Genomic DNA, 25,846 nt, shown 5'->3' on the forward strand with positions numbered 1-25,846 from the left:
TTAAATGGTAGCATCAGATTTAATAAATCATATGATTCCCCCTCTTAAACCAACGGATGATGGCCACAAAGCCATTGTTTGGATGGAAGAGCTGCGTATGAATCAGTTACCAGTCATTGAAAAAGGTAGATTTCTTGGTTTTATTACAGAAGAGATAATCCTTGAAGAAAATGATTCCAAAAAGCCCGTCAACCAATACTATTTAGAAGGAGAGGGATGTATCGTAAATGAACATCAGCATTTTTATGATGTAATTAAAATTGCTGCAGAACATGAATCTCAGCAAGTAGCAGTTCTTTCTAGTACTGGTGCGTTTCAAGGCGTAATTGCTTTGGAAGATACAATCAATGCCTTTGCAGAGTCTACAGCAGTACAAGAACCCGGCGCAATTCTAGTTTTATTAATGAATCAGCGAGATTATTCTTTGGCTGAAATAAGCAGACTGGTTGAAGCAGAGGATGTTAAAATATTGAGTAGCACCATTAATTCAGATCCAAAAGACTCGGCAAAGTTAAGGGTGACATTAAAACTGAATAAATCAGAAGTATCTCCTGTTACGGCTGCCCTAGAGCGCTTTGGATACAGTATAATAGGTAGGTTTCAGGAGGAAGAAATTAAATCAAACGATCAAGAACGGTTTGATCTTCTAATGCGCTACTTGAACATATAATGACTGTATGAGAATCGCACTTCATGGTAAAAGCACTGGTCCTGAGGCACAAAAGTGTATCAATGATGTTTTTGAATTATTAGAAAAACATCAAATCGTAGCTTCAATATCAGAAAGTTATAAGGCTGATTTGTTAGAGAAAGGCCTCTTTACCGGAAAACTGGATACTTTTCATATAGGCGATGATCTTTCTGGATTCGACTTCATAATTAGTTTGGGTGGCGATGGAACCATTCTCGATACCATTACATATACAAATCGTTCCGAAGTACCAATAGTAGGCATAAACCTCGGGAGGTTGGGCTTCTTGGCGAACACCCCGAGAAACGAAATAAAAGATACTTTTGAAAGGCTCATATCAGGAGATTTTACGGTAGAATCAAGATCTCTAATTCATGTCGACTCAAATCAAGGCATATTTCACCCCTATAATTTTGGTTTGAATGAACTGACGATTGTTAAAAAGGAGACCTCCTCCATGATTGTAGTGCATACTTATGTGGATGGAGATTATCTTAATTCCTATTGGGCTGACGGTCTTATTGTAGCTACCCCAACCGGTTCCACAGGGTACTCTCTTAGTTGTGGAGGTCCATTAGTTGATCCAGCACAGAAAAACTTTATTATTACCCCAGTCAGTCCACATAACCTTAATGTGCGACCAATAATCCTTTCCGATCAGAGTGTTATTACCTTTGAAATTGAAGGAAGATCGAAGCAATTTATGGTCTCTTTAGATTCTCGTTCACAAAGTATAGACGATAGTGTACAAATTTCCGTTAGGAGAGAAGAATTTGAAGCAAAACTCGTTCGCTTTAAGAATAATAAGTATTTCGATACATTGCGTCAAAAATTGAATTGGGGTTTAGACGCCCGAAATTGAGTTAACAATATTTAACTGAGACCTTAAAAAACAATTTCTCTTTGTTCTCTAGCTTGCAATCATATCATACGGATAAACTGGATAGACTTGTTTTCTTAATAAGTCTGTTATTCATGGGTTTTTCAACCGGTTTGAAAGCTCAGAATACGGAGATTGGTGTAGAGCTAGGAGGGTATAATTACATCGGAGATGTTGTAAGACAATACGATTTTAGCAATAATACATTAGGAGGACAGTTATTCTTCAGAAAGCACATTAATGACGGTGTCAGCCTACGATTTTCAGTAGGGAGAGGCACTTTAAAAGGTGCGGATAATGAAGCATTTGACGTATTTTCAGCAAATAGAAGAGCATCATTCTCAAGTCGGTTTGTCAACACAGATATGATTCTTGAGTATAACTTTTTGGATTACAGAAACGAAAAGTTAGATCAGCATTGGACACCCTATCTCTTTTTCGGACTAGGAGCTTATCGACTTCAAGGAGATGATCAGCTTGGTAATAACTATAATTCAGGAGTTCAATTTAAAGTGCCAGTTGGCATAGGAATAAAAGTAAAGTTAAATAGACGTTGGATATTGGGTATATCCACTTCAGCTATCAAGACTAATTCAGATTTTTTGGATAATGTTTCTTTACAAACACCTAATATTAAGGACTACCGAGGAGGTAATCCGAATGATGATGATGTGATGTTTTTCACTGGTTTCTCACTGAGTTATACTTTCTTCAAAATTGTCTGCCCTAAACCATTCTATTAATCTCTGAGAAAGAGTTTATTAGGAGATTTAAAAACCAATTCCATTTTTGTACCTTCGCGCTTGCTTTTTGAGAAATCCGAAGAATGAAGGAACAAATCATAACAGAATCCCTGCCGAAACACATCGCCGTTATTATGGACGGAAATGGTCGTTGGGCAAAGAAAAAGGGTGCTGCAAGGATTTTTGGGCATAAAAACGCTATTAAGGCGGTGAGAGATGTTACCGAAGGCTGTGCCGAGTTAGGCGTAGAATTCTTAACCCTCTATGCATTCTCTACAGAAAATTGGTCAAGACCAAAAGTAGAAGTTAATGCCCTAATGGAACTCCTAGTTTCAACTTTAGTCTCAGAAATGAAGACTTTAATGGACAATGGCATTCGATTAGCAACGATAGGGGATACAGAAAGTCTTCCAAAAAAATGTCAACGCGAACTTGCCGAGGCTATGGAGAAGACATCGAAAAATGAAAGAATGGTGCTGGTACTGGCGCTAAGCTATAGCGGGCGATGGGATATTACTCAAGCCACAAAAGCTATAGCAAATGAGGTGGCCGCCGGGAAAGTAAATGCTGAAAATATTGATCAAGAATTAATTAATAAATACTTAAATACATCAGGGATACCCGATCCTGAATTGTTGATAAGAACAAGTGGAGAACAACGTATTAGCAATTTCCTGCTTTGGCAAATGGCGTATACAGAGTTTTACATTACAGATACTTTGTGGCCAGATTACAGAAAAAAGCATTTATACGAAGCCATAGTATCTTATCAGAATAGAGAAAGAAGGTTCGGAATGACAAGCGAGCAGTTAAAGAGTTGATAAAGCGGATGAGAAAGTTATTAGTAGCTGTCATGTTTCTGATGTTGTGCATTAGTGGTTTTGCACAAAATAGATATCAGGTGAATGCCGGAGAAGGCGTTCAGATTGACTATTCTAACCCTAAAGTTTTTGAAGTAGCTGATATTTCAATTACTGGACTTGTTGGATTACAAGAAAGCGCACTGCTTGCCCTTACGGGAATTAAAGTAGGAGATAAAATTCCTATCCCAGGACAAGAGATATCTGATGGTATTAAGAAACTTTGGAATCAGGGAATTATTGCCGATGTACAGTTTTGGTTAACTAAAACAGAAGGTGATCGTGCATTTATTGAAGTTCGCGTTTCGGAGCGACCAAGAATTCAAGAGGCTAAAATTAACAATGTTAATTCCTCTCAATCTTCGGAAATGTTAGATCAGTTGAACATAAGTGGTAAAGTCGCCACGCCAGCTTTGATCAAAAACTCAGAAATAGTTATTCGAAAATACTTTATTGAAAAAGGGTTCTTGAATACGGTAGTTCAGACAGAACAAATTGAAGATTCATTATTTGCCGATAGAGTAAGATTGAATTTCAATGTTGATAAAAAATCCAAAGTAAAGATTAATAAGATTTACTTCGATGGAAATGAATCTTTTACCGATAAGCGACTCAAAAGAACGCTGAAGAATACCGCTGAAAAACCTAGGTTCTGGTTAATTTCTAAACTGTTTGATGAAATATTTAGGACCAATGCAAATTCAGTTCGAAACTATGTTGATTCATCTTATACTGTTTCGCAGTCTGAATTCAAGAGGTTTTTAAACGATAATGTAAAACTCAACTTTTTAAAGGGATCCAAGTTCATTAACACAGATTTTGAAGATGATAAGAACAGCCTTGTTGCTTTTTATAATTCAAAAGGATATCGCGATGCCGAAGTATTGAGCGATGAGATAGTGAAGGTAAATGAAGACTTCATAGACCTAAAACTAGCCGTAGAAGAAGGAAGAAAATATTATATCAGAAATATTGATTGGATTGGAAACTTCAAATACACCGATTCTGTACTTACTGAGAAACTCGATATTAGAAAAGGCGATGTTTACAACCGTCAGAAGCTAGACGAAAGAACACAATTTGCCGGTCCGAATGGCGGAGATATCATGTCACTTTACTCCGATGATGGATATTTGACTTTTAGAATTCAAGCTGTAGAAGTAAGAGCAGAAAATGACTCTATAGACATTGAAATGAGAATGTCTGAAGGTGAGCAGGCGACTATTAAACGAATCATATTAAATGGTAATGATAGAACAAGTGATCATGTAATTCTACGAGAGATCAGAACATTACCTGGTCAAAAGTACAGTAGGAGAGAGTTGATTAGAACGATCCAGGAACTTGGGCAACTAGGTTATTTTGATCCAGAACAGATTGATCCACAACCTATCCCCAATCTAAATGATGGTACAGTAGATATTATCTTCAACCTTGTGGAAAAATCATCGGACCAGATTCAGTTATCTGGTGGATTTGGAGGTCCTTTTGGTTTTGTAGGTACTGTTGGGCTGTCTTTAAATAACTTTTCTGTAAGAAATATTGGCGATTGGAGCAAATGGAGACCGTACCCAAGTGGTGATGGTCAGAAACTTTCCTTACAACTACAGTCGAACGGTAGAAGATTTAGAAGTACTAGTTTAGTTTTTTCTGAGCCATGGTTAGGCGGTAGAAAGCCGAATAACTTTACCGTAAGTTTAAGTAGAACATCGAATAGAACTATCCAACCAATCACGAATGACCTTTTAGGGTTCTTAAAGGCTACTGGAGTGACAGTTGGTTTAGGTAGAAGGCTTCGATGGCCAGATGACTACTTCCAAGTACAAAATACTATTTCCTACCAGTTCTACGATGTATTCAATTTTGGTAACACACTTGGATTCTCTACAGGTCAGTCCAATAGTTTGACTTTCAATACAACAATTTCACGAAGTAATATTGACAACCCTCAGTTCCCAACTTATGGTTCTCAGTTTACACTTTCTGTAAACGCCACACCACCATGGTCTTTACTGAATCCTGATAAGTTTGCTGACCCTGAGTTGAGCGAAGCTGATAGATATGAGTTTGTAGAGTACCATAAGTGGATGATGGACTTGTCCCTATTTATTCCTTTAAATAGCAAGTTCGTAATCAATGCAAGAGCCCATATGGGATTCATTGGAACATATTCAGATAAAACAGACTCAGGTCCTTTTGAAAGGTTCTTCTTAGGCGGTAATGGACTAAATGGAGCGAACAATTTTATAATTGGACAGGATATAATTGCGTTAAGGGGTTATGATGATAACATAATTGACCCTGTAGACGCTAATACCGGATTTAGAGGAGGGGTTGTTTACAATAAGTTTGTTGCTGAATTAAGATACCCAGTAACACTTAAACCCGGCTCTACAATTTATTTACTAGCCTTTATGGAAGCAGGTAATACTTGGATAGATTTTTCAGAGTATACACCGCGTAAACTATTTAGGTCTGCTGGTTTTGGCGCAAGAATATTCTTGCCGGCGTTTGGATTACTTGGTGTAGACTGGGCTCACGGATTCGATTCTGATGATTCTTTCTCTCCGGCGATTCAAGCTGGATCACAGGTGCATTTTACAATTGGACAACAAATAAGGTAACATGTACAAAATATTTCCCACTCTAGTAATCCTAACATTAATTTTTATATTTGCGCCTGCTAAAAGCGTCTTGGCTCAGAAATTCGGCCATTATGACTCAGAATACGTACTCAATAAAATGCCAGAATATGCCGAAAAGGTGAAGGAGTTAGAAGCTCTTTCTGTAGCATATGACAAAGAGGTACGGAGTTTGTATGATGAGGCAGAAAGGATGCGAGCAGAGCTAAGAGCAACTGAAGTACTTTTGACCTCTGAAATGAAAAAAGATAGGACGAAAGCGATTCAAGCAAAGCAAGAAGAAGCAGCGAAAAAAAGTACTGATCTCTTTGGCTATAACGGACTCTACTTTAAAAAAGTAGACGAGTTGTTACTTCCACTAAGGACTAAAGTAAACCAAACGGTGGAGGTTGTATGTAAGAAGTATGGTCTAGATTATCTATTTGATAAATCGGCTGATATAGGAATAGCATATTCTAACCCAGTTCACGACTATACTGAATTCGTACTAGAAGAATTAGGGATTATAGAACAGAATTAAGAAACTGAAACATTAAAATATAGAATTATGAAGCGTAGATTATTGGTGATGGTGGCAGCACTTTTTGTGTTTGGAGCTACACAGGCGCAGGACTTCAAAATTGGATTCACTTACTTGGAGTTTATTGTATACAGTATGCCGGAAATTGAAGGTATCAGATCAGAGTTAAAGACTTACGAAGGTCAGTTAGGATCTAACGTTCAAGCAAAAAGAACAACATTTCAGACTAAATACGAAGAAGCTCAAAGAATGTCTCAGCAGCCAAATGCAAGTCAAGCGGCAATGCAAGAATTGAACAACGAACTTCAGAAGTTAGACAAGGATTTACAAGATTACACAGCACAAGCGCAACAAGCGTTACAAGCAAAAGAGGCTACGCTGATGAATCCTATTTATTCTAAAGTACAAACTGCTATCGACGAAGTAAGAAAGGAATTAGGCTATGCTATGATTCTTAATATGAGAGTATCTGCTTCAGGAGATGGTATCGTTTTAGCAGCAGAAGATGATTTAAATATTACAGAACAAGTATTTGCTAAACTAGGGGTAGAAATGCCAAAACAACCTAGCCCAGGAGATGCTCCTGCAACTGCGGATACCGGAAACGATAAATAGTATTTATTAAAATATTGATTTGAAACCCCTTCATACGAAGGGGTTTTTTATTTTGCACCTATGCAAAGGCCTGAATTTTTAAAGCTTGGAGACAAAATAGCTGTTGTGGCAACGGCTAAAAGGCTTGAACGATCAATAGCAGACGGTATTGAAACGCTTACGGAATGGGGCTTAGATGTAATAGTAGACGAGAACGTCAATAAGCAAAGCGGATATTTCGCCGGTAGCGATGATGATAGGCTCGAAAGTCTTCAATCTGCCTTAGATAATCCTGAAATTAAGGCTATAATTTTTGCCAGAGGAGGCTATGGTACCACAAGAATTATCGATCAGGTAGATTTCGACGGCTTTAAGAAAAGCCCTAAATGGCTCGTTGGTTTTAGTGATTTGACGAGCATTCTCCTGCAAGCGTTAAAATTTGACGTGCCTTCAATCCATGGTCCTGTGGCAATGACCATTGGGAACGATTACGCATCCGATCAGTATCTAAAGTCTATTTTATTTGAAGGTTCAAATTCAGTTTATCCATTGACTGAGTCTAGTTCCACGACTTTTGGTACCTGTTCTGGAAAAATAACAGGGGGTAATCTTACCCTAATTTGTGAATCCATTGGTACTAACAATGAAATCGATACAGAGGGTAATATTCTCTTTATCGAAGAAGTAGGAGAGGCTAAGTATAGCCTTGATAGAATGCTCAATAAACTAAAACGAGCAGGTAAGATCACTAACCTTTCGGGTGTGATTATTGGGAGTTTTAGTAATATTTCAGATCCTCAGGGCTACTTTGAAACTGAAACTGATGAAATTCTTAATTCCTATTTCGGTCACTTAAATATCCCGATCGCATATGGCTTAAGCGCCGGTCATGAACCGATGAACTTGCCGCTTATTTTTGGATGTGATGCTGAAGTGCTTGTTGAACTAGGACAGCTCACAATTAAATATCTAGATTAGAAATCCTGCCAAGAGCCCTGCCAGAATAATTAATGGTGGAGGTATTTTAGTCAAAGTAAGTAAAAGGAATGTACCTATTACAACAGATACGTCCATAACAGAACCTTGAATAGGTTCAAATAAAATAAATGCAGCTGCAGCAACCATTCCAGAACTGGCAGCATTGATTCCCTCTAAGGAGGCCCTTACTACTCTGTATGTCTTTAGGCTATCCCAAAACCTGATAACGAAGAAGATAAGAAATGTACCGGGCAGAAAAATACCGCATGCTGAAATGAAACCTGCCAGAATTTGCCCACCTATCCCTAAATCACGAACAGAAAGTGCACCCACAAAAGAACTTACAGAAAAGACAGGCCCTGGAACTGTTTGTACCATGGCCAAGCCCGAAAGAAACTCTTCAGACGATAAATAACCTTTAAACTCGACGAACTCTGTATTTAGAAAGGGAATTAGCACTTGACCACCTCCAAAGATGAGACTTCCGTTACGATAGAAATTTTCAAAGAGTAAAACGAAACGATCTTGAGTTAATGCACCTAATAAAGCAGCTACGACAAGTACAAGTGCCCAAAGCGTAAAATTACCCCATTTGATTTTTACTTTTTCCTTTTCAGCGATTTCTTGTTTTTTATACTTGAAAGCGGTGATGGAACCTGCAATAACCAGTACAATGGGTAGTGCAGCAGGCGTAGTAATGAAATAAGTAACTACTGCTGACAGAATCATTAAGATAATTGCCGTTTTAGTGTTAATCACCTTTTTGGCAATGGTAAAAGCACCATAACTGATAAAACCAACAGCCATTGGTTGTATAAACCTGGTAAATTCTAGACTTAGGTTTTTTGTCTGATATGAGTTAATGAGTATGGCCGCGGTGGTCATAATACTTACGGCAGGAATCATCCAAACCAGTAAGGTTAAATAAGCCAAGTTTGCGCCTCCAATCCGGTAGCCAATAGCCGTTACAGTTTGAGTAGAAGTTGGTCCCGGTAGTATCTGGCAAAGCGCATTAAGTTCAATCAGTTCTTCTTCGGTGATATACCCGCGCTTTTCGACCATTATTTTTATGAACATGGCAATATGCGCTTGCGGTCCGCCAAAGGCCGTCAATGCCAATGAAATTACATCTTTAATGAAAATGAAATATCGAATGCGCTTTACCGCCATGGTGTGTATTACTTCTTTTTCAAGCCAATTTCAGCAAGGCGCTGCTGAAGAAAGTCGCCTGCTGTAATGTCATCATAAAGTTTTGGACTATCCTGATCGATACAATTTTCTAATACAGTCAGGTCCATATCAGACCGTGGGTGCATGAAGAATGGTATTGAAAACCTCGAAGTTTTCATTTGCGCTTTAGGTGGATTTACAACCCTGTGTATTGTCGATTTTAGCTTATTATTTGTGTGTCTGGAGAGCATATCCCCAACATTCACAATAATTTGATCAGGAAGAGCTGTAATTGGAATCCACTTGTTATCCCTTCTCAGTACCTGCAATCCATCAGCACTAGCACCCATTAATAACGTAATCAAATTGATGTCGCCATGTTCGGCGGCTCTTACGGCATCGGCCGGTACCTCATCAGGAGTTTCTATTGGGAAGTAGTGAATTGGCCTTAGGATACTATTGCCATTATGCGCCTTATTGTCAAAATAGTGTTCATCTAGGCCTAAGTATAGAGCAATGGCTTGAAGCATTTTTATGCCAGCAGCTTCTAAAGTCTTGTAAACATGTATTCCTATTGCTTCCATTTCAGGAAGCTCTTTCGGCCAAATATTATCAGGATATTCTGAAGCTATTTTGTCACCATCAGTCACCAATTGACCGATATGATAAAACTCCTTTAAATCACCCGTTTTTCTTCCTTTGGCATGTTCCTTTCCTTTACCTATATAACCTCTTTGACCTGCCAATTCAGGAATTTCATATTGCTGTTTGGTAACATCTGAAAGTGTAAAAAACTCTTTGATTACACTATAGAGCTTAGTTGTCATTTCATCCGTTAGGCCATGGTTTTTAATGGCCACGAAACCAATAGTATTGTAAGCCTCTCCTAAAGTTTGAACAAAGGCAGCTTTTTTCTCGGCGTCTCCACCAGTAAAATCTGCAAGGTCTAATGAAGGAATTTCATCGTAGAGTTTAGCGCTCATAGCAAAATGGATTTGTATCGAAATTAATAATTTATATGGAGAAATTTCCTATTCAAAAATGACTTTGAGAATGCTCAATGACTTGATTTCCCTTAGGTTACCCGTATTTACACGGTAGTATTTTATAATATGATCCAGAACATCTCTTCTAAACTGAAGACTCATTGAAATTGTGTCACCATAATTTGAGCTCATTAAAGCATCAATCGCTTTTTTTTCTTCCTGTGAAATACTCAAGTGAAAGCCAGATTCGCTGAGCTGAAAAATGAAATCATTAGCACTCGCTGGACCAAAACCCAGGTGATGTGTAGCCTTTAATAATAGTTGAAGATGAAAGTTAGAGGCATTCTCTTTTAATCGATCGAAAATTTGAAGTGAATTGAACAAGAACTCAAATAAGACTTTGTTTTCGCCTTCATCCCTTAAAACCTTTCCAAAAATCTCAGTGATGAAGATGCCAATTGTTCTTTTCACAGGATCGAATGGAATATCACTATAGGTTTGAGCAAACTTACTTTCAGAGATTTTATGAATGTCTTTATCCTCCTTATAGTATACTACCATATCGAGTAAGGAAAGTGGCTGATAGAGTGCGATTTTACCTTTGGAACGTTGACTTCGAGCACCATGAACAATGTAGGATTGCATTCCATAGGCCGAGGTGAAAATCTTAACAATGATCGAACTCTCTTTGAATTTGACCGCACTAAAAACAATGCCTTCGGTATTATTCAGCATCAGATTACGACTATTTTCCCTACAAAAGTCTCAACACCATCAGAACTAGAACTAAACACTAAGTATACACCAGACGCTACTCGAACACCATTGATATTTCGAGTATTCCAAAGCAGTGTACTACCATTGGCGCGAGCCTCTCTAACTAGTTTTCCCGAAACATCTGTAATCTTCACTATTGCATTATTCGCAAGGCCGTTAATTACAATTTCTCCTTGAAAGGATCGATTTACTGGGTTGGGGTAAATCTTTACATTCTCATGAATTGCTGATCCCTCGGTAGCATCGCTTCTAAAGGATATTAAGCCTTTGTCGGTACCTATAAATAGTTCTCCCGATGGCCGATCGACGAATAGAGATATAATATTATTCGAAGGCAAGGGGCTATTCTCAGTAGTAAAATGATAGACTAGCTCTTCGCCAGTTTCACTAAATAGCCATAGGCCATTATTTCTAGTGCCAAACCATTTTCTGTTCGCAGGATCTATTAATACCTGTGTAATGAATTCATCTCTGAGCAATAACCTGTTTTCGAAAATTGGAACATTTGCGGTGAGCGAGATATTATCTAGAATAACCGATTGGTTTGGAAAAAAGCAAAGGCCTTGATTAGTCCCAATCCAAATAAACTGATCGTCATCTATGGCAAGTGAAGTCACCTCGGCACCAGGTAAACCACCTTGGCCACCATTAGTATTTAGAAATCTTTGTCTAGAGGTGGTTTCATCAAAAACTACTAAGCCGCCGCCATTTGTTTCGGAAATTGGCATCCACTTAAAACCGTTACTTCCAATAAACAAATCAGTAGGAAAGCGAGCCTGTGCGAAACTAAAACCGTAACTATTCCATTGGTCGGTGGCTAAATTCCAGGAATACAAAGTATTTGATGTTCCAGAAGTAGTTAGCCACAAGAGGTTTTCTTGCATGGCTAGCGCTGTGTTATTGTAAGAACCGTTTAGTCTGGTAATTGGACTGGAATTAGAGAAATCTTCGATGATGTTCGTTGATCCATTGAGATTGTCTCCACCAAAAAAAGGCCCTTCCCCAAAAGAAGAGAAAATGGGTAAGCTGATATTAGGGGTTTCTGTAATCCCGAACTCCAAATCAGTAAGGTTATCAATTCTATCTCCATCACTGTTTCTCGTTATTCTTGAAGACCATTCCTGAGTTTCTAAGTTGAAACTACTAATGCTTCCCGATGCAGAAATCCAATGGGCCGAGTTTCCGAATTCTTGAGGTTTGATCAGTAAATCGGAAGAGGGTCCCGCAGGCAAAAGGCTTGAAGGAGCTACGTTAAAGGCATTGAAATATAGAAGCCCTACGTCTGATGAGCCTATCCATGACCCTAATTGTGTAAACAAAAAGCTGTTTAAAGTTTGATTACTTGCTGCTGAATAAAGCGACCTAAACCCCGAAATATCTCCACTAACCCAAAGATCTTGCTCCGTTAATACATAAAATATTTCTTCTGTGATTGAATGCACTTCCTTGATTGACAAATTATAGTTTCGCTCAAAAGACCATTCACCAGCAGTATAATCGAATAAATCACTATCGGCACTTGCTTTTAGTTCGTCTCCAAATTGGGTGATGTGTTGAAACGAGATTCCTTCTAAAATTCTGCGCCAATTATTAAAATCTTGTTTGTTGACATCTTCATTTAAACTAGCTGAAAGAATACCATTCTCCGATACGGCAAAAATACTGTCATTAGTAAACGCTGTTTCGTAAATGATCAGTGGTTCTCCGTTTGGTCCTAGATTTCGATAATTTTCAACTATTTCATTTCTAGTTTGGTCGTAAACAATAATGCCTAAATCTCCTGAAATGTAAAGTTTGTTCTGGAATAATTCGATGTTCCGAAGGTGTTTACTTCCAACAATTTCCGACTCTAAAACAGTATTAATTGTTGTAACACCAGCTGTTTCTGACCAAAATTCAATACGTCCATTTTTATAAGCAATAACAAGTAGCTCTCGACTTTGATCATAAAAGATTGCACCGATTCCGACGTCTGACAAACCCGTATTTTTATTAATAAGGTTAAGGCTATTGTCCTCTAAATCAACATAGAAAATAGCGTTTTCTGTAGAAGCGAAAACTCGATCACCCCCATCGGTTACGTTTGTGATATTATTGTAGCTAAAATGGGTGCGCCAGCCTAATATTGGGACGGTACTTTGAGCGAAGGCTAAAGCGGTAGATATGCAAAGAAGGAGAACGGTAAGAACCGCTACGCTACTGGTTCTTTTTGTCTTTCTTCTCTTGCTGTCCTTCATAAAAATATTTTCTATTTCGGGCTTCGTATATATCTGCTTCACCAAGTTCAACGGTTTTTTCAGAAGTGGTAAGCTTGTAAGAAAACGAAGCGAGCGAGCCACTTATGGTGCATATAGCGTGAAGTTTTGTGACGAATTCAGCAATAGCCAGTAATTGCGGCATTGGGCCAAAAGGATTTCCATTGGCATCCATATCTAGCCCAGCTACAATTACACGTTTACCACTGTTGGCCAATTTTCGACAAACATCAATGATTTGATCATCAAAAAACTGAGCTTCGTCAATACCGATTACATCGCTTTCTCCTGTTAAAAGAAGTATGTCAGAGGCAAACTGAACCGGTGTAGAGCGAATAGCTGTCTTATTATGAGACACTACATCTTCTTCGTCATACCGCGTATCTACAGCTGGTTTGAATATTTCGACCTTTTGTTGCGCAATCGTCGCCCGACGTAATCTTCGAATAAGTTCCTCAGTTTTTCCAGAAAACATACAGCCGCATATCACTTCTATACTGCCAGAAGTATGCTCACCCGATATTTTGCTCTGAGGTTCTAAAAACATTTATGCAGAGTATTCTATATGAGGAAATTTGTTTCCTTCAGCCACACTAATTTCAATATCACCAGATAATTTACACTGGCAGGCCAGTCTTTCATTTTCGGCCAATCTTTCCAAACCGCGTAATCTTTCTTCAGGCTCAGTATCTGTACCTAAAGTATCAATTCCAGCATGTACAACCATTTTGCAGGTTGTACATTTACCTTTTCCACCACAAGCGTGCATCCAATCTACACTTTCTGAATGGATAATATCCAATATACTTTTCTTAGCGTCGTTAGCAGAAATGGTTTTATTGTTCAGATTTCGAATTAGGATTTTGGGCATTATGCTTAATTTGACGTGAGTTCTTAAAAGGGTTGATTATTCATCACCAAAAGGAACTTCCTTTTCTCGGCGTTTTGCCGAACCCGTGTAATTTACAAATCAAAAGAAATAAGCAATGCGCTACAAGTTAAAGGACGATGCAGTTACAGAAATCAGCAAATTAATTGCTGCTGATATTATTGAGCATGCCTATCAAGCTCATAGTAAAATGGATGGTGAGCGTTTGATTTCTTTAACCAACTCTCGACAGGTAAATTCTTTTATCATTCGTTCGTTATTCAATCAGTGGAGAAACGAGGTTGAACGACTTGAAAGCCCGTATTTCGATTTTAATCATGAGCTTGTAAAAGATGCATTGAAAGGTTTTATGAATGTCCTGTCTAACCACATCAGTATTGACAAGGAACACTTGGAACCACTGCTTTTTCAGGCGATCGAGGATGCAATTCTTATTTCCTTTGCCCCAAAACTATATTTAGAGAGTATTTTAAATAGAATTGAAAGGCCTCAGGATTTTAAGCTCCAATTCAAGTACATTAAAACCAACAGAGAGCTATTTAAGGGTCTAACTGATCGTATTGGAGAATTTGATACAAAGTCGAGTATCATTCAAACTTATGAGTCGCTTGACGGATTCGATTTAGAAGAAGTAAGTGAAGAAGATTTTTTAGATAAACTGAATGCTTCTTCAAGGATCGAAAATTTGTTTGAAACGATTGAAGAAGTTGTTGAAGAACCGGTTCTAGTGGAAGAACCAGTTGTTGAAATATCAATTGTGGAGCCTGTTGCGCCTACTGAAAGTGTGGAAGAAACGCCCATTACGATTAACGATCAGTTTGATCAGCCAGCAAAGGGTATGACGCTAGCGGAAAAGCTCCAGAGAAAAGTAAATAAGTCTATTGAGTCTTCATTGACCCTCAATGAGAAGTTTATGTTTCAAAACAATCTCTTCGGTGGTGACAATGCAAAAATGAAGGAAGCTTTTGCTAGTATAGATCAGGCGACAGATTTACAAGATGCTTTGAACAAAGCGAACCAGTACAACACGGATTGGGATATGGATAGTGAAGAGGTAGAAGCATTTATGAGTGTACTTGAACGTCGATTTGCCTAGCCTCTCATTAGTACCTGCGTTCTATGCATATCTATTTTCAAAAGTACGAAGAGCATAATCGTAAAAGACCATAAGGAGGAACCTCCGTAACTAAAAAACGGCAATGGAATACCAACTACTGGGAATAATCCAATGGTCATAGCAATGTTAATGGTAAAGTGGAAAAATATTATTCCTGCTATGCTATAGCCATAAACCCTTGCAAACTGCGACTTTTGCCGTTCGGCAATAAAGACTATCCGCATCATTAAAGCCACAAAAAGCGCGATGATTAGGGCACATCCAAGCCAACCATGTTCCTCGGCTAGGGTGCTGAATATAAAGTCGGTACTCTGTGCAGGTACAAAGTCAAATTTGGTTTGCGTACCATCCAAGAATCCTTTTCCAGAAAACCCTCCAGATCCAATCGCAATTTTTGATTGGTTGAGATTATAGCCAGCGCCTTGATCATCCAAAGCATCTGGGTAAAAAAGTATAAGAATTCTATCGCGCTGATATTTTGGTAAAGCATTTTCAAAGGCATGACTGAAGCCGGCAGAAAACCCAATTCCTACACCCACAATTAGAATGCTTAGCAATATGTTTTTTATGGATTTCGATGTCAGTAAAATCCAGATGAGCCCTAAAGAGCCAAGAATAATGGCAATTACTTGTGTTGAGAGTACGATGGATAATGTACCGATGACTACTAGTGACAAGATTGATGTCAAGTAAATAGAGGGGAGGCCCTCTCTGAAAATAGGAATGAAAAAGGAGAAGAATATTAAAGCTGAACCTAAATCGGGCTGAAGCATGATTAACGCAACAGGAGCCAACATAATAGTAAATGAAGTAATCTGACTTTTGAAGATTGTAAGCTTCACACTATTGGTAGAAACATATCTGGCTAAGAGTAAAGCTGTGGCAAACTTTGCTAGTTCTGAGGGTTGAAAGCGGAATGAGCCAAACTGAAACCAGGCTCTGGCCCCATTAGTTTCTTTTCCGACTATAACAACGGCAATCAGTAGTAGTATGAAAACCCCATAAAGGAGTGGTGCTACCGATTCATATATCCTAAAGTCGAGAAGTAAAACAAGAATGATGAGGATTAATGAGGTGCCAATCCAAAGTAATTGCTTACCTGAATCAATGCTCATATCTAGAATGCTCAGGTCCTGTACTGGGTCATATACTGAAGCATAAATATTGAACCAGCCTAGTGTAAGTAGAATGAAGTATATGAATACCGTTAACCAATCTAGGTTCGAAAAAAAACTGCCTTCTCTTCTCAACGGTCCTCCTAGTCTATAAAATCACCCTTTAAGACATATTCTTCACGCTTCCACCAGTTTTTCTTAATGTATCCGCGTAAATACTTTTCTATGATAAGACTCGCCGTCATTCCAGCAGCCCTACCACCCATTCCAGAGTTTTCTACGTAAACTGCAATGGCAATTTGTGGGTTTTCTCTAGGGGCAAACGCCATGAAAACGGAGTGATCTAGTGTTTCGTCCTTCTTGCCATTTTCGGCTGTGCCGGTTTTACCAATAATTTCAATATCATTGATTATGGCTCTTGGCGCAGTTTGCTTAGCGGCCTGCGCCATACCTTCTATAATTTCAGGATAGTATTCGTTATTGTTGCCGGTATAAACCTTGTCAAAGTTGAAATATTCAGTTTTGTCGTTCTCCTTGATACCTTTTATTAAATGCGGTTTAATGTAATGCCCTCTGTTAGCGATTATCGCTGCTAAGTTGGCTACTTGCAAAGGTGTTACTAGTAATTCACCTTGACCGATTGAAACGGACGCAAAACCACTGTATGCATAACGGCCTTTACCATACATTTTATCATAAAGTTCTACGTCAGGTACGCCACCCGGAACCTCACCAGGAATATCAATTCCTAACTGGTCACCAAAGCCAAATTTTTTCACTGCTGCCGTCCACTTTTCTAATCCTAATGGAGTATCAGTAAAGATATTTGATCCTTCTCCTCTTAGAATGAGACGCTTCATGATCTCATAGAAATAGTTATTTGACGAGTATCTAATTCCTTTGACTACATCATAGACCCCAGGAGGGGCGTGGTCGCCAATATTATTAAGGTTTACTTTTATTTTTTCATCTGTGGTTGTAACGCCTTCATCAAGTGCGATGAGTGCTTGAACGGTTTTGAAGATTGATCCGGGAGGATATTGAGCCATAATAGGCCGGTTGAAAAGCGGAGCTGTTGTATCTACTCTAATTTTATTAAAATTATCTCCTAGTTTTTTACCTGTAAGCAAATTAGGGTCGTAAGTCGGAGCTGATGCCATGACTAAAATTTCTCCAGTAGATGGTTCTATCGCAACTACACTTCCGCGCTTGCCATCAAGCAGTTTTTCAGCATATTCTTGGAGCGGTAAATCAATTGTACTGATTAAATTTTTACCTGGAATTGACGCTGTATCATTGGTTCCCCCTTTATAGGCTCCTTTTACGATACCACTAACATTTACCAACTTATAACTAACTCCCCTTTTTCCTCTTAAAGCATCTTCATAAGCCTCTTCAAGTCCTGTTATCCCTATATAATCACCGGGTTTATAAGAATTGGTGGTATCCCCATCGAGAAAATCTTGATCCACTTCACCGATATACCCCAATTCATTAGCCAGGATAGGCTTAGAATATCTTCTTACTGTTCTTGGGTTGACATAAAACCCTCTAAACTTATAGAGTTGATCTTGTATTTGCGCGTACCTCTCATGCGATATCTTCTTTAAAAATGTAGAAGGCTTTACATAAGAGTACTTTCTAGCATTTAGTACATTTTCTTCAAACTCCTGTTTAGTAATCTCAAACAGGTTACAAAAAGATGTTGTATCGGTTACTTCAATATCTTTTGGAATGACCATAAGGTCATAAATCGGCTCATTGTAGACGATCAAATTTTCGTTCCTGTCATAGATTAAGCCCCGAAAAGGATATTCTACAATGCGTTGTCGCGTATTGCTTTCTGCTTGACTGGAATAGGTGTCATTTACCACTTGAAGCGCAAATAGCTTCACCAAAAAGACGATCCCCATTACAATGAAGAATCCTTGGATGATATATCGCCTGTTTTCTAACAATTAGTATTTCGATTTTGGGTAGAAAATATACTGTGATACAATTATGAAAAGCAGTGTAACTAATGTGGTTACCAGCGCCTTAGATAATATTAACCAAAACAAGGCAGAATTGCCAGCCTCAATAAAAAGAACGGCCAAAGTATAAACAAGTATTAGCGGTAAGGCATAAAATATGAACCAGCCTAGGCCATATTCGCGGATCAGTGGCAATCGTCCTGCTTCATACCCACTTCTTGGCACATTTAACTTTAACCAGTAGGGCTTAAGAAACATCATGAAAACACCTGCAGCGGCATGTATGCCCAGCGTTTGATAAAAAATATCAATGAGCAAGCCGGTAACTAAGGCAATGCACATGCCCGCAATAATGCTTGTTTCTAATGGTAAACTGAGCAAGAACAATAAGTAGATGAAGCAGAAACCTAAATTGAAAAACACGAAATTTTGGAATACGAAAATCTGTAAGGGGATCAGTACGGCAAAACTTGCAATCAATATGATGGTGTTTCGGTTCATTGAATATCTTCTGGATTTGCGTTTATCAATGAGTCCTGTTCTATTTTCTCCACATTCTCGATTACTCGCACATAAGAGAGTCTACCAAAATCGACACTAAGTGCTACTTTAATGTTCAAGTAAGTACTATTTGCGTCTTTCTGACTACCCTCAACCCTACCGATAATCATGTCTTTAGGGAAAATAGAGCTAAAGCCAGAAGTTACAATTGTATCTCCCTTTTGCACTTCCACATCAGGCGTTATATATAGTAGCTGTGCAAACTTAGGGTCGGCACCGTCCCATTGCACGGTTCCAATTCTATCTGAAGATTGATGCTTAGCAGAAAATGAGTTTCGCGTATTGAGAAGTGAAATGCCTATAGAATACTTTTTGGAAACTGTCCTAATTTTACCAACAACACCGAATGGACTGATCACACCCATTTCAGGCATTATGCCGTCATTGGACCCTTTATTAATCATGAAGAAGTTACTCGTGTTTCTAATATTATTATTCACAATTTCTGCTGATATCAGTCGATAGTTTGAGCGTTCAGTAGAATCAGTGATGATTAACTTTTGATCCAGCGAATCAATAGGGGCAGTTCTTAAACCTAAAAGTTCTGCTTTTAGTCTGGCGTTTTCTTCGGCAAGCTCTTTATTTACGCGTTTTAGGCTGAAGAAATCTCCAATGTTATCAGATGTTTCAGTAATTCCACCAACAAAGCCAGAAGATGAACTGATGTAGGCGCTACGCTGATAGTCATTATTAGAAACAATAAGGACTATGCATAGAAACTCTAAGCATAAGAAGATGAAGAATGCTCGGTATTTAAATAGAAATGCTAGAAGCTGACCCATCCATTATTAAGTCATTAGCACGGCTCTGTAAGAGTCAATATTTTTCAGCGATTCTCCCGTACCCCTTACTACAGCCCTTAACGGATCGTCAGCAATGTGAATTGGGAGCTTAGTTTTTAGCGCCAAACGCTTATCTAATCCTTTAAGCATTGCACCACCACCTGTGAGGTAAATTCCGCGATCATAAATATCGGCAGATAATTCTGGTGGAGAAATCTCTAGGGCTTTCAGTACAGCTTCTTCTATTTTAGAAACTGATTTATCTAAAGCGAAGGCAATTTCAGAGTATGAAATTTTAATAACCTTAGGAATTCCCGTCATTAAGTCTCTACCTCTGATTTCATAATCCTCAGGAGCATCTTCCAGTTCAGTAAGTGCAGAACCAATAGCGATTTTCACTTTTTCTGCCGATCTCTCACCAATAAGCAAGTTGTGCTGTCTTCTCATATAATCGAGAATGTCTTTGGTGAAAGTATCTCCGGCTACACGAATAGACTGATCACACACAATACCACTTAGCGCAATTACTGCAATTTCTGTAGTACCACCCCCGATATCAACGATCATAGAACCAACAGGCTCATCTATTTTAATTCCCGTTCCTATAGCTGCTGCAATAGGTTCGTAGATCATGTATACTTCTTTTGCATTGGCATGTTCTGCTGAATCTCGAACCGCTCGTTTTTCAACTTCAGTAATACCAGAAGGAATACAGATGACCATTCTATGAGAAGAAGGTAAAAAGCCACGTTTTTTGAGATCGATCATTTTGATCATCCCTTTGATCATCATTTCCGCAGCTTCGAAATCGGCAATTACCCCATCTTTCAGCGGACGGATTGTTTTAATGTTGTCATGCGTTTTCTCATGCATGTTCATCGCCTCTTTACCGATAGCCAATACCTTGTTGGTATTTTTATCGATGGCAATGATTGACGGTTCGTCAACAACAATTTTGTCTTTGTGAATAATTAATGTGTTTGCCGTTCCTAGGTCGATGGCAATGTCACTTGTTAAGAAGTCGAAAAAACCCATTTAAGTGGTCTCCTTGCGGTTTAAATTAGTTAACTAAGTTAATGAAATACTATTGTTTTCTAGTGATTAATGTTTGAAATGACGGGTGCCTGTAAATACCATGGCCATATCATTGTTATCACAGAAGTTAATCGATAATTCATCTTTGATTGATCCTCCTGGTTGAATCACAGCAGCGATTCCTTCACCACTGGCTATTTCTACACAATCAGGAAACGGAAAAAATGCATCTGATGCCATTACAGCACCTTTAAGTTCAAACCCAAACGACTTTGCTTTTTCAATCGCTTGTCTAAGGGCATCTACTCTAGATGTTTGCCCAACACCACTGGCAAGAAGTTGCCCCTCTTTTGCCAATATAATTGTGTTAGATTTTGTATGCTTACAGATTTTGGATGCGAACACTAAAGCACGTTTCTGCTCTTCAGTGGCATCTTTCTTAGTAACGAGTTTAAAATCTTCGATTTTATCTGTTACCAAATCTCTGTCTTGTACTATAACGCCATTCAAAAGGTTTTTGTACTGTTTCTGTGTACTTAAATTCTGTTTTTTGACGAGGAGTACTCTATTCTTCTTTGCCTTTAAAATATCTAAGGCATCTTGGTCGAAATTTGGAGCAATAAGTACTTCAAAAAACAACTTGTGTAATTCTTCGGCAGCTGCAGCGTCAATTGTTTGATTACAAATTAAAACTCCACCAAAAGCACTTACCGTATCGGCAGCAAATGCCTTTAAGTAGGCATCTTTTACAGAATTGCCAATGGCAACTCCACAAGCGTTTGTGTGTTTCAGGATCGCGAATGCTGTTTCGCTATCATCAAACTCTTCTAATAAAGAAACTGCAGCATCTATATCAACCAAATTGTTGTAAGAAAGCTCCTTACCGTTTAGCTGATCGAAAAGCTCATTTAGTGGACCATAAAAGTGGCCTTCTTGGTGAGGATTTTCTCCATAACGAAGTTGCTTTCCAGTTCTCTCGCTTACTTTGAATTTGTCTAATCCTTCCTCTTGGTTAAAGTAGTTGAATATAGCACTATCATAGTGTGAAGAAATGTCGAATGCTTCAGCAGCAAACCTTCTTCTATCTGTTAGGTCTGTACTTCCTTCTTTTTCCTTTAAAAGGTTTTCGAGCGAAGCATATTGTTCTCTAGTTGAAACAATAAGAACGTCTTTGTAATTTTTTGCAGCAGCTCGAATCAATGAGATGCCACCAATATCGATTTTCTCGATAATGTCTTGTTCAGCAGCTCCTGAAGCCACCGTTTCTTCGAAAGGATAAAGATCAACAATGACAAGGTCAATACTTGGAATTTCAAACTCTGAAGCTTGTCCTTGATCGCCCTCATGATCTCTTCTGTAAAGAATTCCACCAAATATTTTTGGGTGTAGCGTTTTTACCCTTCCACCAAAAATTGAAGGGTAGCTTGTAAGGTCTTCTACAGGGATAACTTCTGCCCCTTGATCTTCGATAAATTTTTGGGTACCACCGGTTGAATAGATGGTCACATTATTGGCCTTTAAAAGGTCGATAATAGGCGCTAAATTATCCTTGTAAAACACTGATACTAAAGCGGATTTGATTCTAATTTGCGACATGTTGGAGGGAGTGATAATAAAAGCCCAAAACTAGGGATATTATATGGATTTCCGAACTACTTCCGCAATCACTTTTGGATAATTTTTATGTTCGAGGGCTAATACTTTTTTGGCAATTTCCTCGACGGTATCTGATAACTCTATTGGACAAGATACTTGACTGATAATTTGACCCTCGTCATAGTGCTCATTCACATAATGAATCGTTATTCCTGATGTAGCTTCTCTAGCTTCTTTTACTGCTTTATGTACGTTCATACCATACATCCCTTTACCACCAAACTTCGGCAAAAGTGCCGGATGAATGTTGAATATTTTGTCGGGATAGGCACTTACGAGTTCGTCGGGAATGAGGAGCATAAAGCCAGCAAGTACTATGTAGTCTACTTTTTGAGACTTTAATAAGTCGATAATGACCTCTCCGTTTTGCCAGTAATTACGGTTGTAAATGTGGTAAGGGATATTGAAGCGTTTCGCCCTTTCAATGACTCCAGCAGATTTATTATTGGTGAAAAGTGACACAATCTCAATGTCCTGATCATTTTGAAAGAATTCAAAAAATCTTTCTGCATTTGATCCTCCACCTGAAGCGAAAATTGAAATTCTCTTTTTTGTCATATCCAAATCATACTGATAACGCCTAAGAGCATAATGATTTTACACAAGTTGCTCAATCGATTATAGGCTTTAACTGTGTCGGCCTTATGTACACCAAAGATTAAAAAAATTAAGGTAACCGTCAGTGTAATTGGAAGAACCAATGAAATGTGACTGATCATGATGTAAACAGTGGCTAGAAATATAATGGCGGTACCCAAAATAAAATTTTTTGTTTTCGGAACACCTAAAGCAATCGGTAAGGTTCTACAGCCATAACGTTCATCGCCTTTCATATCTTCCAAATCTTTGATAATCTCTCGAATTAGCGTAATGAAGCCCGCAAAAACAGCATAACAGAGTATTAAATACTGTTTCTCACCAAAATATTCGCTCACTAGAAAGAGAGTAGTACCGGTAAGAACAGCAACCACAAAATTTCCAATAAAAGGGTGTCTCTTCAGCCTATTTGAATACAGCCAAAGTAAGAACGCCGCAAAGAAATTAATAACACCGATGGTTGTGGAAAGGTAAAAGCCAATGGCAATTGAAGAGAGGTTTAGAAAAGTGTGGCCAGCAATTACCCACCTTCTTTTTAAATCTTTACCTACTATGACACGACCTGGTTTATTTATTAAGTCGATTTTCACATCGTAATAGTCGTTTATGAGATAACCCGCTCCTGTAATCATCACAGTACTTGACACTAGCAGAAAGAAACCTTTATTTGTTAAAACTTGATACCAGCCATTGGGGTCACCTACTAAGAAAATGGCAGTCAAGTATTGCGTCAACGCTACCATGAACAAATTTAGACCACGTACCAATTTCAGGTAGTTGAATATAAATGATCCTTTTTGAGTGTTAACCTTTTGCATTGTCAGTGTGTACGATGCAAATCTACGGCTGTTTGATCTTATTTTTTATCGGTAAGCCCGATTGTTCTGAATTATTTGTAATCGGGACTATTCAAGGTGAGTATCCATTATGTTCTGAGAAATCAATTTATAGATTTCTGCAATTTCAGGATCAGATGAAAGCGTTTCGAATTGCTGATCTAATGTTTCTAAATCTCCTCGTTTTGCAGGTCCTGTTTGTGCGTTTTCTGGCCCTATATCAAAAGATTTGTTTAGCGTCTCGACAATTAACGGCTCTAAAAGGCCAAAATTCATATCATTCGATTCAAGTATTTTTTTAGATATACTGAACATATGATTTGTGAAATTGCAAGCAAAAACGGCAGCCAAATGAATTACCTTTCTTTGCTGACTTGTTAGAACGCTCACCGTTTGGCTGATACTTCCGGCAAGGTCTTCTAATATTTCAACGGTACTGATGGACTCGCCTTCAACACAAACAGGCACTTTCTTAAAGTCTATCTGTTGCCCTTTACTTAAAGTTTGAACAGGATAAAGCACTCCAATATTTTGAGTTTGAGCATAGCCCAGCGCATTTAAGGGAATAGTGCCTGAGGTATGAACTAGTATACTCTCTTGAGGTAGCATCAGAGACTGCGCAACCTCTTCAATGGCATCGTCTCGAACGGCCATAATCAAAATGGAAGCATCTACCTTACTTAGATCTGTAGAATCGCTTACAGAAGCATTGAAATAGTCTAAAGCAAATTTTTCTGCTTTTTCAATATTTCTATCATAGACATGAGATATGATATGCCCTGCATTTTCTAATGTTCTGGCAAAATGCCAAGCCACATTACCTGTACCAATAATGGCAATTTTATGTCTCATGATATGCTACTTATTGTGCTGAAGTTACAGCTTGGAAACTATATTAATGGCTTCCACTAATCTTTCCAAGTCATACTTCTTTGTATAAACATGTGGAGTAATTCTTGGCCCGTTCACGTTTTCCCATTTTATAGGACTGGTATGCACTTTATGCGTTCTAAATAAGGAGTTATGTACAGGGCCAGCATCCATACCTTCAATTCCAAAATTAAATAAGGCACCACTCAATTCTTGCTTGGTGCTCGTATAGAATTTCACCCTATCAATATCTTTCACTTGGTTTACCCAAAAAGACTTGAGGTATTTAAGTCGCGCTTCTTTCCTTGTGGCACCGATTGCATTATGAAAGTCTATAGCTGAACCGATGGCTTGTTCTATAGCGAAAGACCTGGTGCCAATGTTTTCGAACTTTCTAATATTATCAACTTGGTCTTCTGGTGAAGCGAGTAAAGGCCATACATCTTTAATTCTTGCTTTGCTGATGTATAGCATACCGGTACCAAAAGGAGCACAAAGCCATTTATGCAGACTTGTGCCGAAAAAATCACAGTTCAAGTCTGAAATTTTAAAGTCCAAATGCCCAAAAGTATGAGCGCCATCTACAACCGATAAAATACCATTTGCTTTTGCCAAAGTGCAGAGTTCTTTAGCGGGCATAATATGGCCTGTCCAGTTGATCATATGCGTAATATGGAAGACTTTGGTTTTTGGACTTATCGCTGCGCTGAACTTTTGAATTACCTCTTCATTGCTTTCCATTGGGATATCAAAATCTAACCATTTCAAAACAATCCCATCTCGTCTTTCCCTTTGTTTCCAAGCATTGATCATATTCGGGTAGTCGTATTTTGTTAGCACTACCTCATCGCCCGCTTTAAGGTTTAAACCGAAAATGACTGTGTTAATGGCTTCAGTAGTATTTCGGTTAATAGCTATCTCATCCGGATTTACGCCAGCTAATGCGGCTAATTTTGCTCTTAAAGGTTCTCTTCCCTGATCTAGAATACGCCACATGTAGTAGGAAGGCGCTTCGTTCGCGTAGGTATAGTAGCGATTGGCCGCATCTTGTACCACTTTGGGTTGTGGGCTCACGCCACCATTGTTTAAATTAATGATAGCAGATGACGTGGTGTAGGCTTGCTGAATTCTAGCCCATAATTCTTCATTTTGTGCCGCCGCTATAGGATTTAGCTTATGCAATTCACCGAAAGCATCAGCAATATCTTCTGCTAATGACTTTTTGAAGAAAGAGCTCAGGGATAGCGTGCCTGCTGTTAAGAATGTTTTGCGAATAAATGATCGTCGATTGTTCATCTGAGTCGAATTGAATTCAACTC

Annotated in this window: 25 protein-coding genes; 9 read left to right on the plus strand and 16 right to left on the minus strand. The window is 38.5% G+C overall.

All coding sequences use genetic code 11. The annotated features are described in order from the left end of the window. Positions 1–4 precede the first annotated feature (4 nt). From JXQ92_RS11200 to JXQ92_RS11235, 8 genes are all read left to right on the plus strand, one after another. Positions 5–670 (plus strand): CBS domain-containing protein, encoded by a 666-nt coding sequence (locus tag JXQ92_RS11200; protein ID WP_421986706.1) that lies wholly within the window; start codon positions 5–7, stop codon positions 668–670. A gap of 7 nt (positions 671–677) precedes the next feature. Beyond that, positions 678–1,553, plus strand: coding sequence for an NAD kinase (locus JXQ92_RS11205; protein WP_421986707.1), 876 nt, complete (start codon positions 678–680; stop codon positions 1,551–1,553). Positions 1,554–1,606: 53 nt separating this feature from the next. Beyond that, positions 1,607–2,314 carry a DUF6089 family protein gene (locus JXQ92_RS11210; protein WP_421987366.1) on the plus strand — a complete coding sequence of 236 codons (708 nt, stop codon included), beginning with the start codon at positions 1,607–1,609 and terminating at the stop codon, positions 2,312–2,314. An 83-nt stretch (positions 2,315–2,397) separates the two neighbouring features. After that, entirely contained in the window at positions 2,398–3,135 is a 738-nt protein-coding gene (locus JXQ92_RS11215; protein ID WP_421986708.1) for an isoprenyl transferase, read from the plus strand. A gap of 8 nt (positions 3,136–3,143) precedes the next feature. Beyond that, positions 3,144–5,798 (plus strand): BamA/OMP85 family outer membrane protein, encoded by a 2,655-nt coding sequence (locus JXQ92_RS11220; RefSeq protein WP_421986709.1) that lies wholly within the window; start codon positions 3,144–3,146, stop codon positions 5,796–5,798. Positions 5,799–5,868: 70 nt separating this feature from the next. Then, the gene (locus JXQ92_RS11225) at positions 5,869–6,336 is read left to right on the plus strand and encodes an OmpH family outer membrane protein (RefSeq protein WP_421986710.1); all 468 of its coding nucleotides are present in this window, start codon (positions 5,869–5,871) and stop codon (positions 6,334–6,336) included. Between the two features lie 27 nt (positions 6,337–6,363). Then, positions 6,364–6,951, plus strand: a complete 588-nt coding sequence (locus JXQ92_RS11230) for an OmpH family outer membrane protein (protein WP_421986711.1) — start codon at positions 6,364–6,366, stop codon at positions 6,949–6,951. Between the two features lie 60 nt (positions 6,952–7,011). Beyond that, positions 7,012–7,908 (plus strand): S66 peptidase family protein, encoded by an 897-nt coding sequence (locus JXQ92_RS11235; RefSeq protein ID WP_421986712.1) that lies wholly within the window; start codon positions 7,012–7,014, stop codon positions 7,906–7,908. Here JXQ92_RS11235 and chrA read toward each other — a convergent pair. Genes chrA through JXQ92_RS11265 form a run of 6 tightly spaced genes read right to left on the minus strand, consistent with a single transcriptional unit; the run spans position 7,900 to position 13,967 of the window. Beyond that, complete coding sequence (gene chrA, locus JXQ92_RS11240; RefSeq protein WP_421986713.1) at positions 7,900–9,078, minus strand: chromate efflux transporter; 1,179 nt, start codon at positions 9,076–9,078, stop codon at positions 7,900–7,902. The two genes, JXQ92_RS11235 and chrA, sit on opposite strands and share 9 nt — an antisense overlap. Positions 9,079–9,086: 8 nt before the next feature. Then, positions 9,087–10,061: an isopenicillin N synthase family dioxygenase gene (locus JXQ92_RS11245; RefSeq protein WP_421986714.1), complete on the minus strand. Its 975-nt coding sequence runs from the start codon at positions 10,059–10,061 to the stop codon at positions 9,087–9,089. Positions 10,062–10,109: 48 nt separating this feature from the next. Beyond that, positions 10,110–10,799 (minus strand): DNA repair protein RecO, encoded by a 690-nt coding sequence (gene recO / locus JXQ92_RS11250; protein WP_421986715.1) that lies wholly within the window; start codon positions 10,797–10,799, stop codon positions 10,110–10,112. After that, the gene (locus JXQ92_RS11255; protein WP_421986716.1) at positions 10,799–13,078 is read right to left on the minus strand and encodes a two-component regulator propeller domain-containing protein; all 2,280 of its coding nucleotides are present in this window, start codon (positions 13,076–13,078) and stop codon (positions 10,799–10,801) included. The genes recO and JXQ92_RS11255 overlap by 1 nt, the downstream gene beginning before the upstream one ends. Then, positions 13,038–13,643 carry a thymidine kinase gene (locus JXQ92_RS11260; protein ID WP_421986717.1) on the minus strand — a complete coding sequence of 202 codons (606 nt, stop codon included), beginning with the start codon at positions 13,641–13,643 and terminating at the stop codon, positions 13,038–13,040. Before JXQ92_RS11260 ends, JXQ92_RS11255 begins: the two co-directional genes overlap by 41 nt. Next, complete coding sequence (locus JXQ92_RS11265; protein WP_421986718.1) at positions 13,644–13,967, minus strand: 2Fe-2S iron-sulfur cluster-binding protein; 324 nt, start codon at positions 13,965–13,967, stop codon at positions 13,644–13,646. Between the two features lie 115 nt (positions 13,968–14,082). On the opposite strand from JXQ92_RS11265, the gene JXQ92_RS11270 reads away from it, so the two are divergent. Next, positions 14,083–15,081 (plus strand): hypothetical protein, encoded by a 999-nt coding sequence (locus tag JXQ92_RS11270; protein ID WP_421986719.1) that lies wholly within the window; start codon positions 14,083–14,085, stop codon positions 15,079–15,081. On the opposite strand, the gene rodA is transcribed toward JXQ92_RS11270, so the two are convergent. The 10 genes from rodA to JXQ92_RS11320 form a co-directional block, all read right to left on the minus strand. Further along, positions 15,078–16,352 carry a rod shape-determining protein RodA gene (gene rodA / locus JXQ92_RS11275; protein ID WP_421986720.1) on the minus strand — a complete coding sequence of 425 codons (1,275 nt, stop codon included), beginning with the start codon at positions 16,350–16,352 and terminating at the stop codon, positions 15,078–15,080. The genes JXQ92_RS11270 and rodA overlap by 4 nt on opposite strands. An 8-nt stretch (positions 16,353–16,360) precedes the next feature. Beyond that, positions 16,361–18,175, minus strand: coding sequence for a penicillin-binding transpeptidase domain-containing protein (locus JXQ92_RS11280; RefSeq protein WP_421986721.1), 1,815 nt, complete (start codon positions 18,173–18,175; stop codon positions 16,361–16,363). Continuing rightward, on the minus strand, positions 18,176–18,691 hold the full coding sequence (locus JXQ92_RS11285) for a Rod shape-determining protein MreD (RefSeq protein WP_421986722.1): 516 nt from the start codon (positions 18,689–18,691) through the stop codon (positions 18,176–18,178). Then, positions 18,688–19,533 carry a rod shape-determining protein MreC gene (mreC, locus tag JXQ92_RS11290; protein ID WP_421986723.1) on the minus strand — a complete coding sequence of 282 codons (846 nt, stop codon included), beginning with the start codon at positions 19,531–19,533 and terminating at the stop codon, positions 18,688–18,690. Before mreC ends, JXQ92_RS11285 begins: the two co-directional genes overlap by 4 nt. 6 nt (positions 19,534–19,539) lie before the next feature. Next, entirely contained in the window at positions 19,540–20,568 is a 1,029-nt protein-coding gene (locus tag JXQ92_RS11295; protein ID WP_421986724.1) for a rod shape-determining protein, read from the minus strand. A gap of 66 nt (positions 20,569–20,634) precedes the next feature. Next, complete coding sequence (purH, locus tag JXQ92_RS11300) at positions 20,635–22,164, minus strand: bifunctional phosphoribosylaminoimidazolecarboxamide formyltransferase/IMP cyclohydrolase (protein WP_421986725.1); 1,530 nt, start codon at positions 22,162–22,164, stop codon at positions 20,635–20,637. A gap of 39 nt (positions 22,165–22,203) precedes the next feature. Beyond that, a complete protein-coding gene (gene purN / locus JXQ92_RS11305; RefSeq protein WP_421986726.1) occupies positions 22,204–22,782 on the minus strand; it encodes a phosphoribosylglycinamide formyltransferase in 579 nt (192 codons plus the stop codon). Further along, entirely contained in the window at positions 22,779–23,564 is a 786-nt protein-coding gene (locus tag JXQ92_RS11310) for a geranylgeranylglycerol-phosphate geranylgeranyltransferase (RefSeq protein ID WP_421986727.1), read from the minus strand. Before JXQ92_RS11310 ends, purN begins: the two co-directional genes overlap by 4 nt. A 162-nt stretch (positions 23,565–23,726) precedes the next feature. Next, positions 23,727–24,509, minus strand: coding sequence for a Rossmann-like and DUF2520 domain-containing protein (locus tag JXQ92_RS11315; protein ID WP_421986728.1), 783 nt, complete (start codon positions 24,507–24,509; stop codon positions 23,727–23,729). A 24-nt stretch (positions 24,510–24,533) separates the two neighbouring features. Continuing rightward, positions 24,534–25,823: an aminotransferase class V-fold PLP-dependent enzyme gene (locus JXQ92_RS11320; protein ID WP_421986729.1), complete on the minus strand. Its 1,290-nt coding sequence runs from the start codon at positions 25,821–25,823 to the stop codon at positions 24,534–24,536. Positions 25,824–25,846: the final 23 nt, after the last annotated feature.

The sequence above is a fragment of the Roseivirga sp. genome, assembly GCF_049099775.1.
GTDB lineage: Bacteria > Bacteroidota > Bacteroidia > Cytophagales > Cyclobacteriaceae > Roseivirga.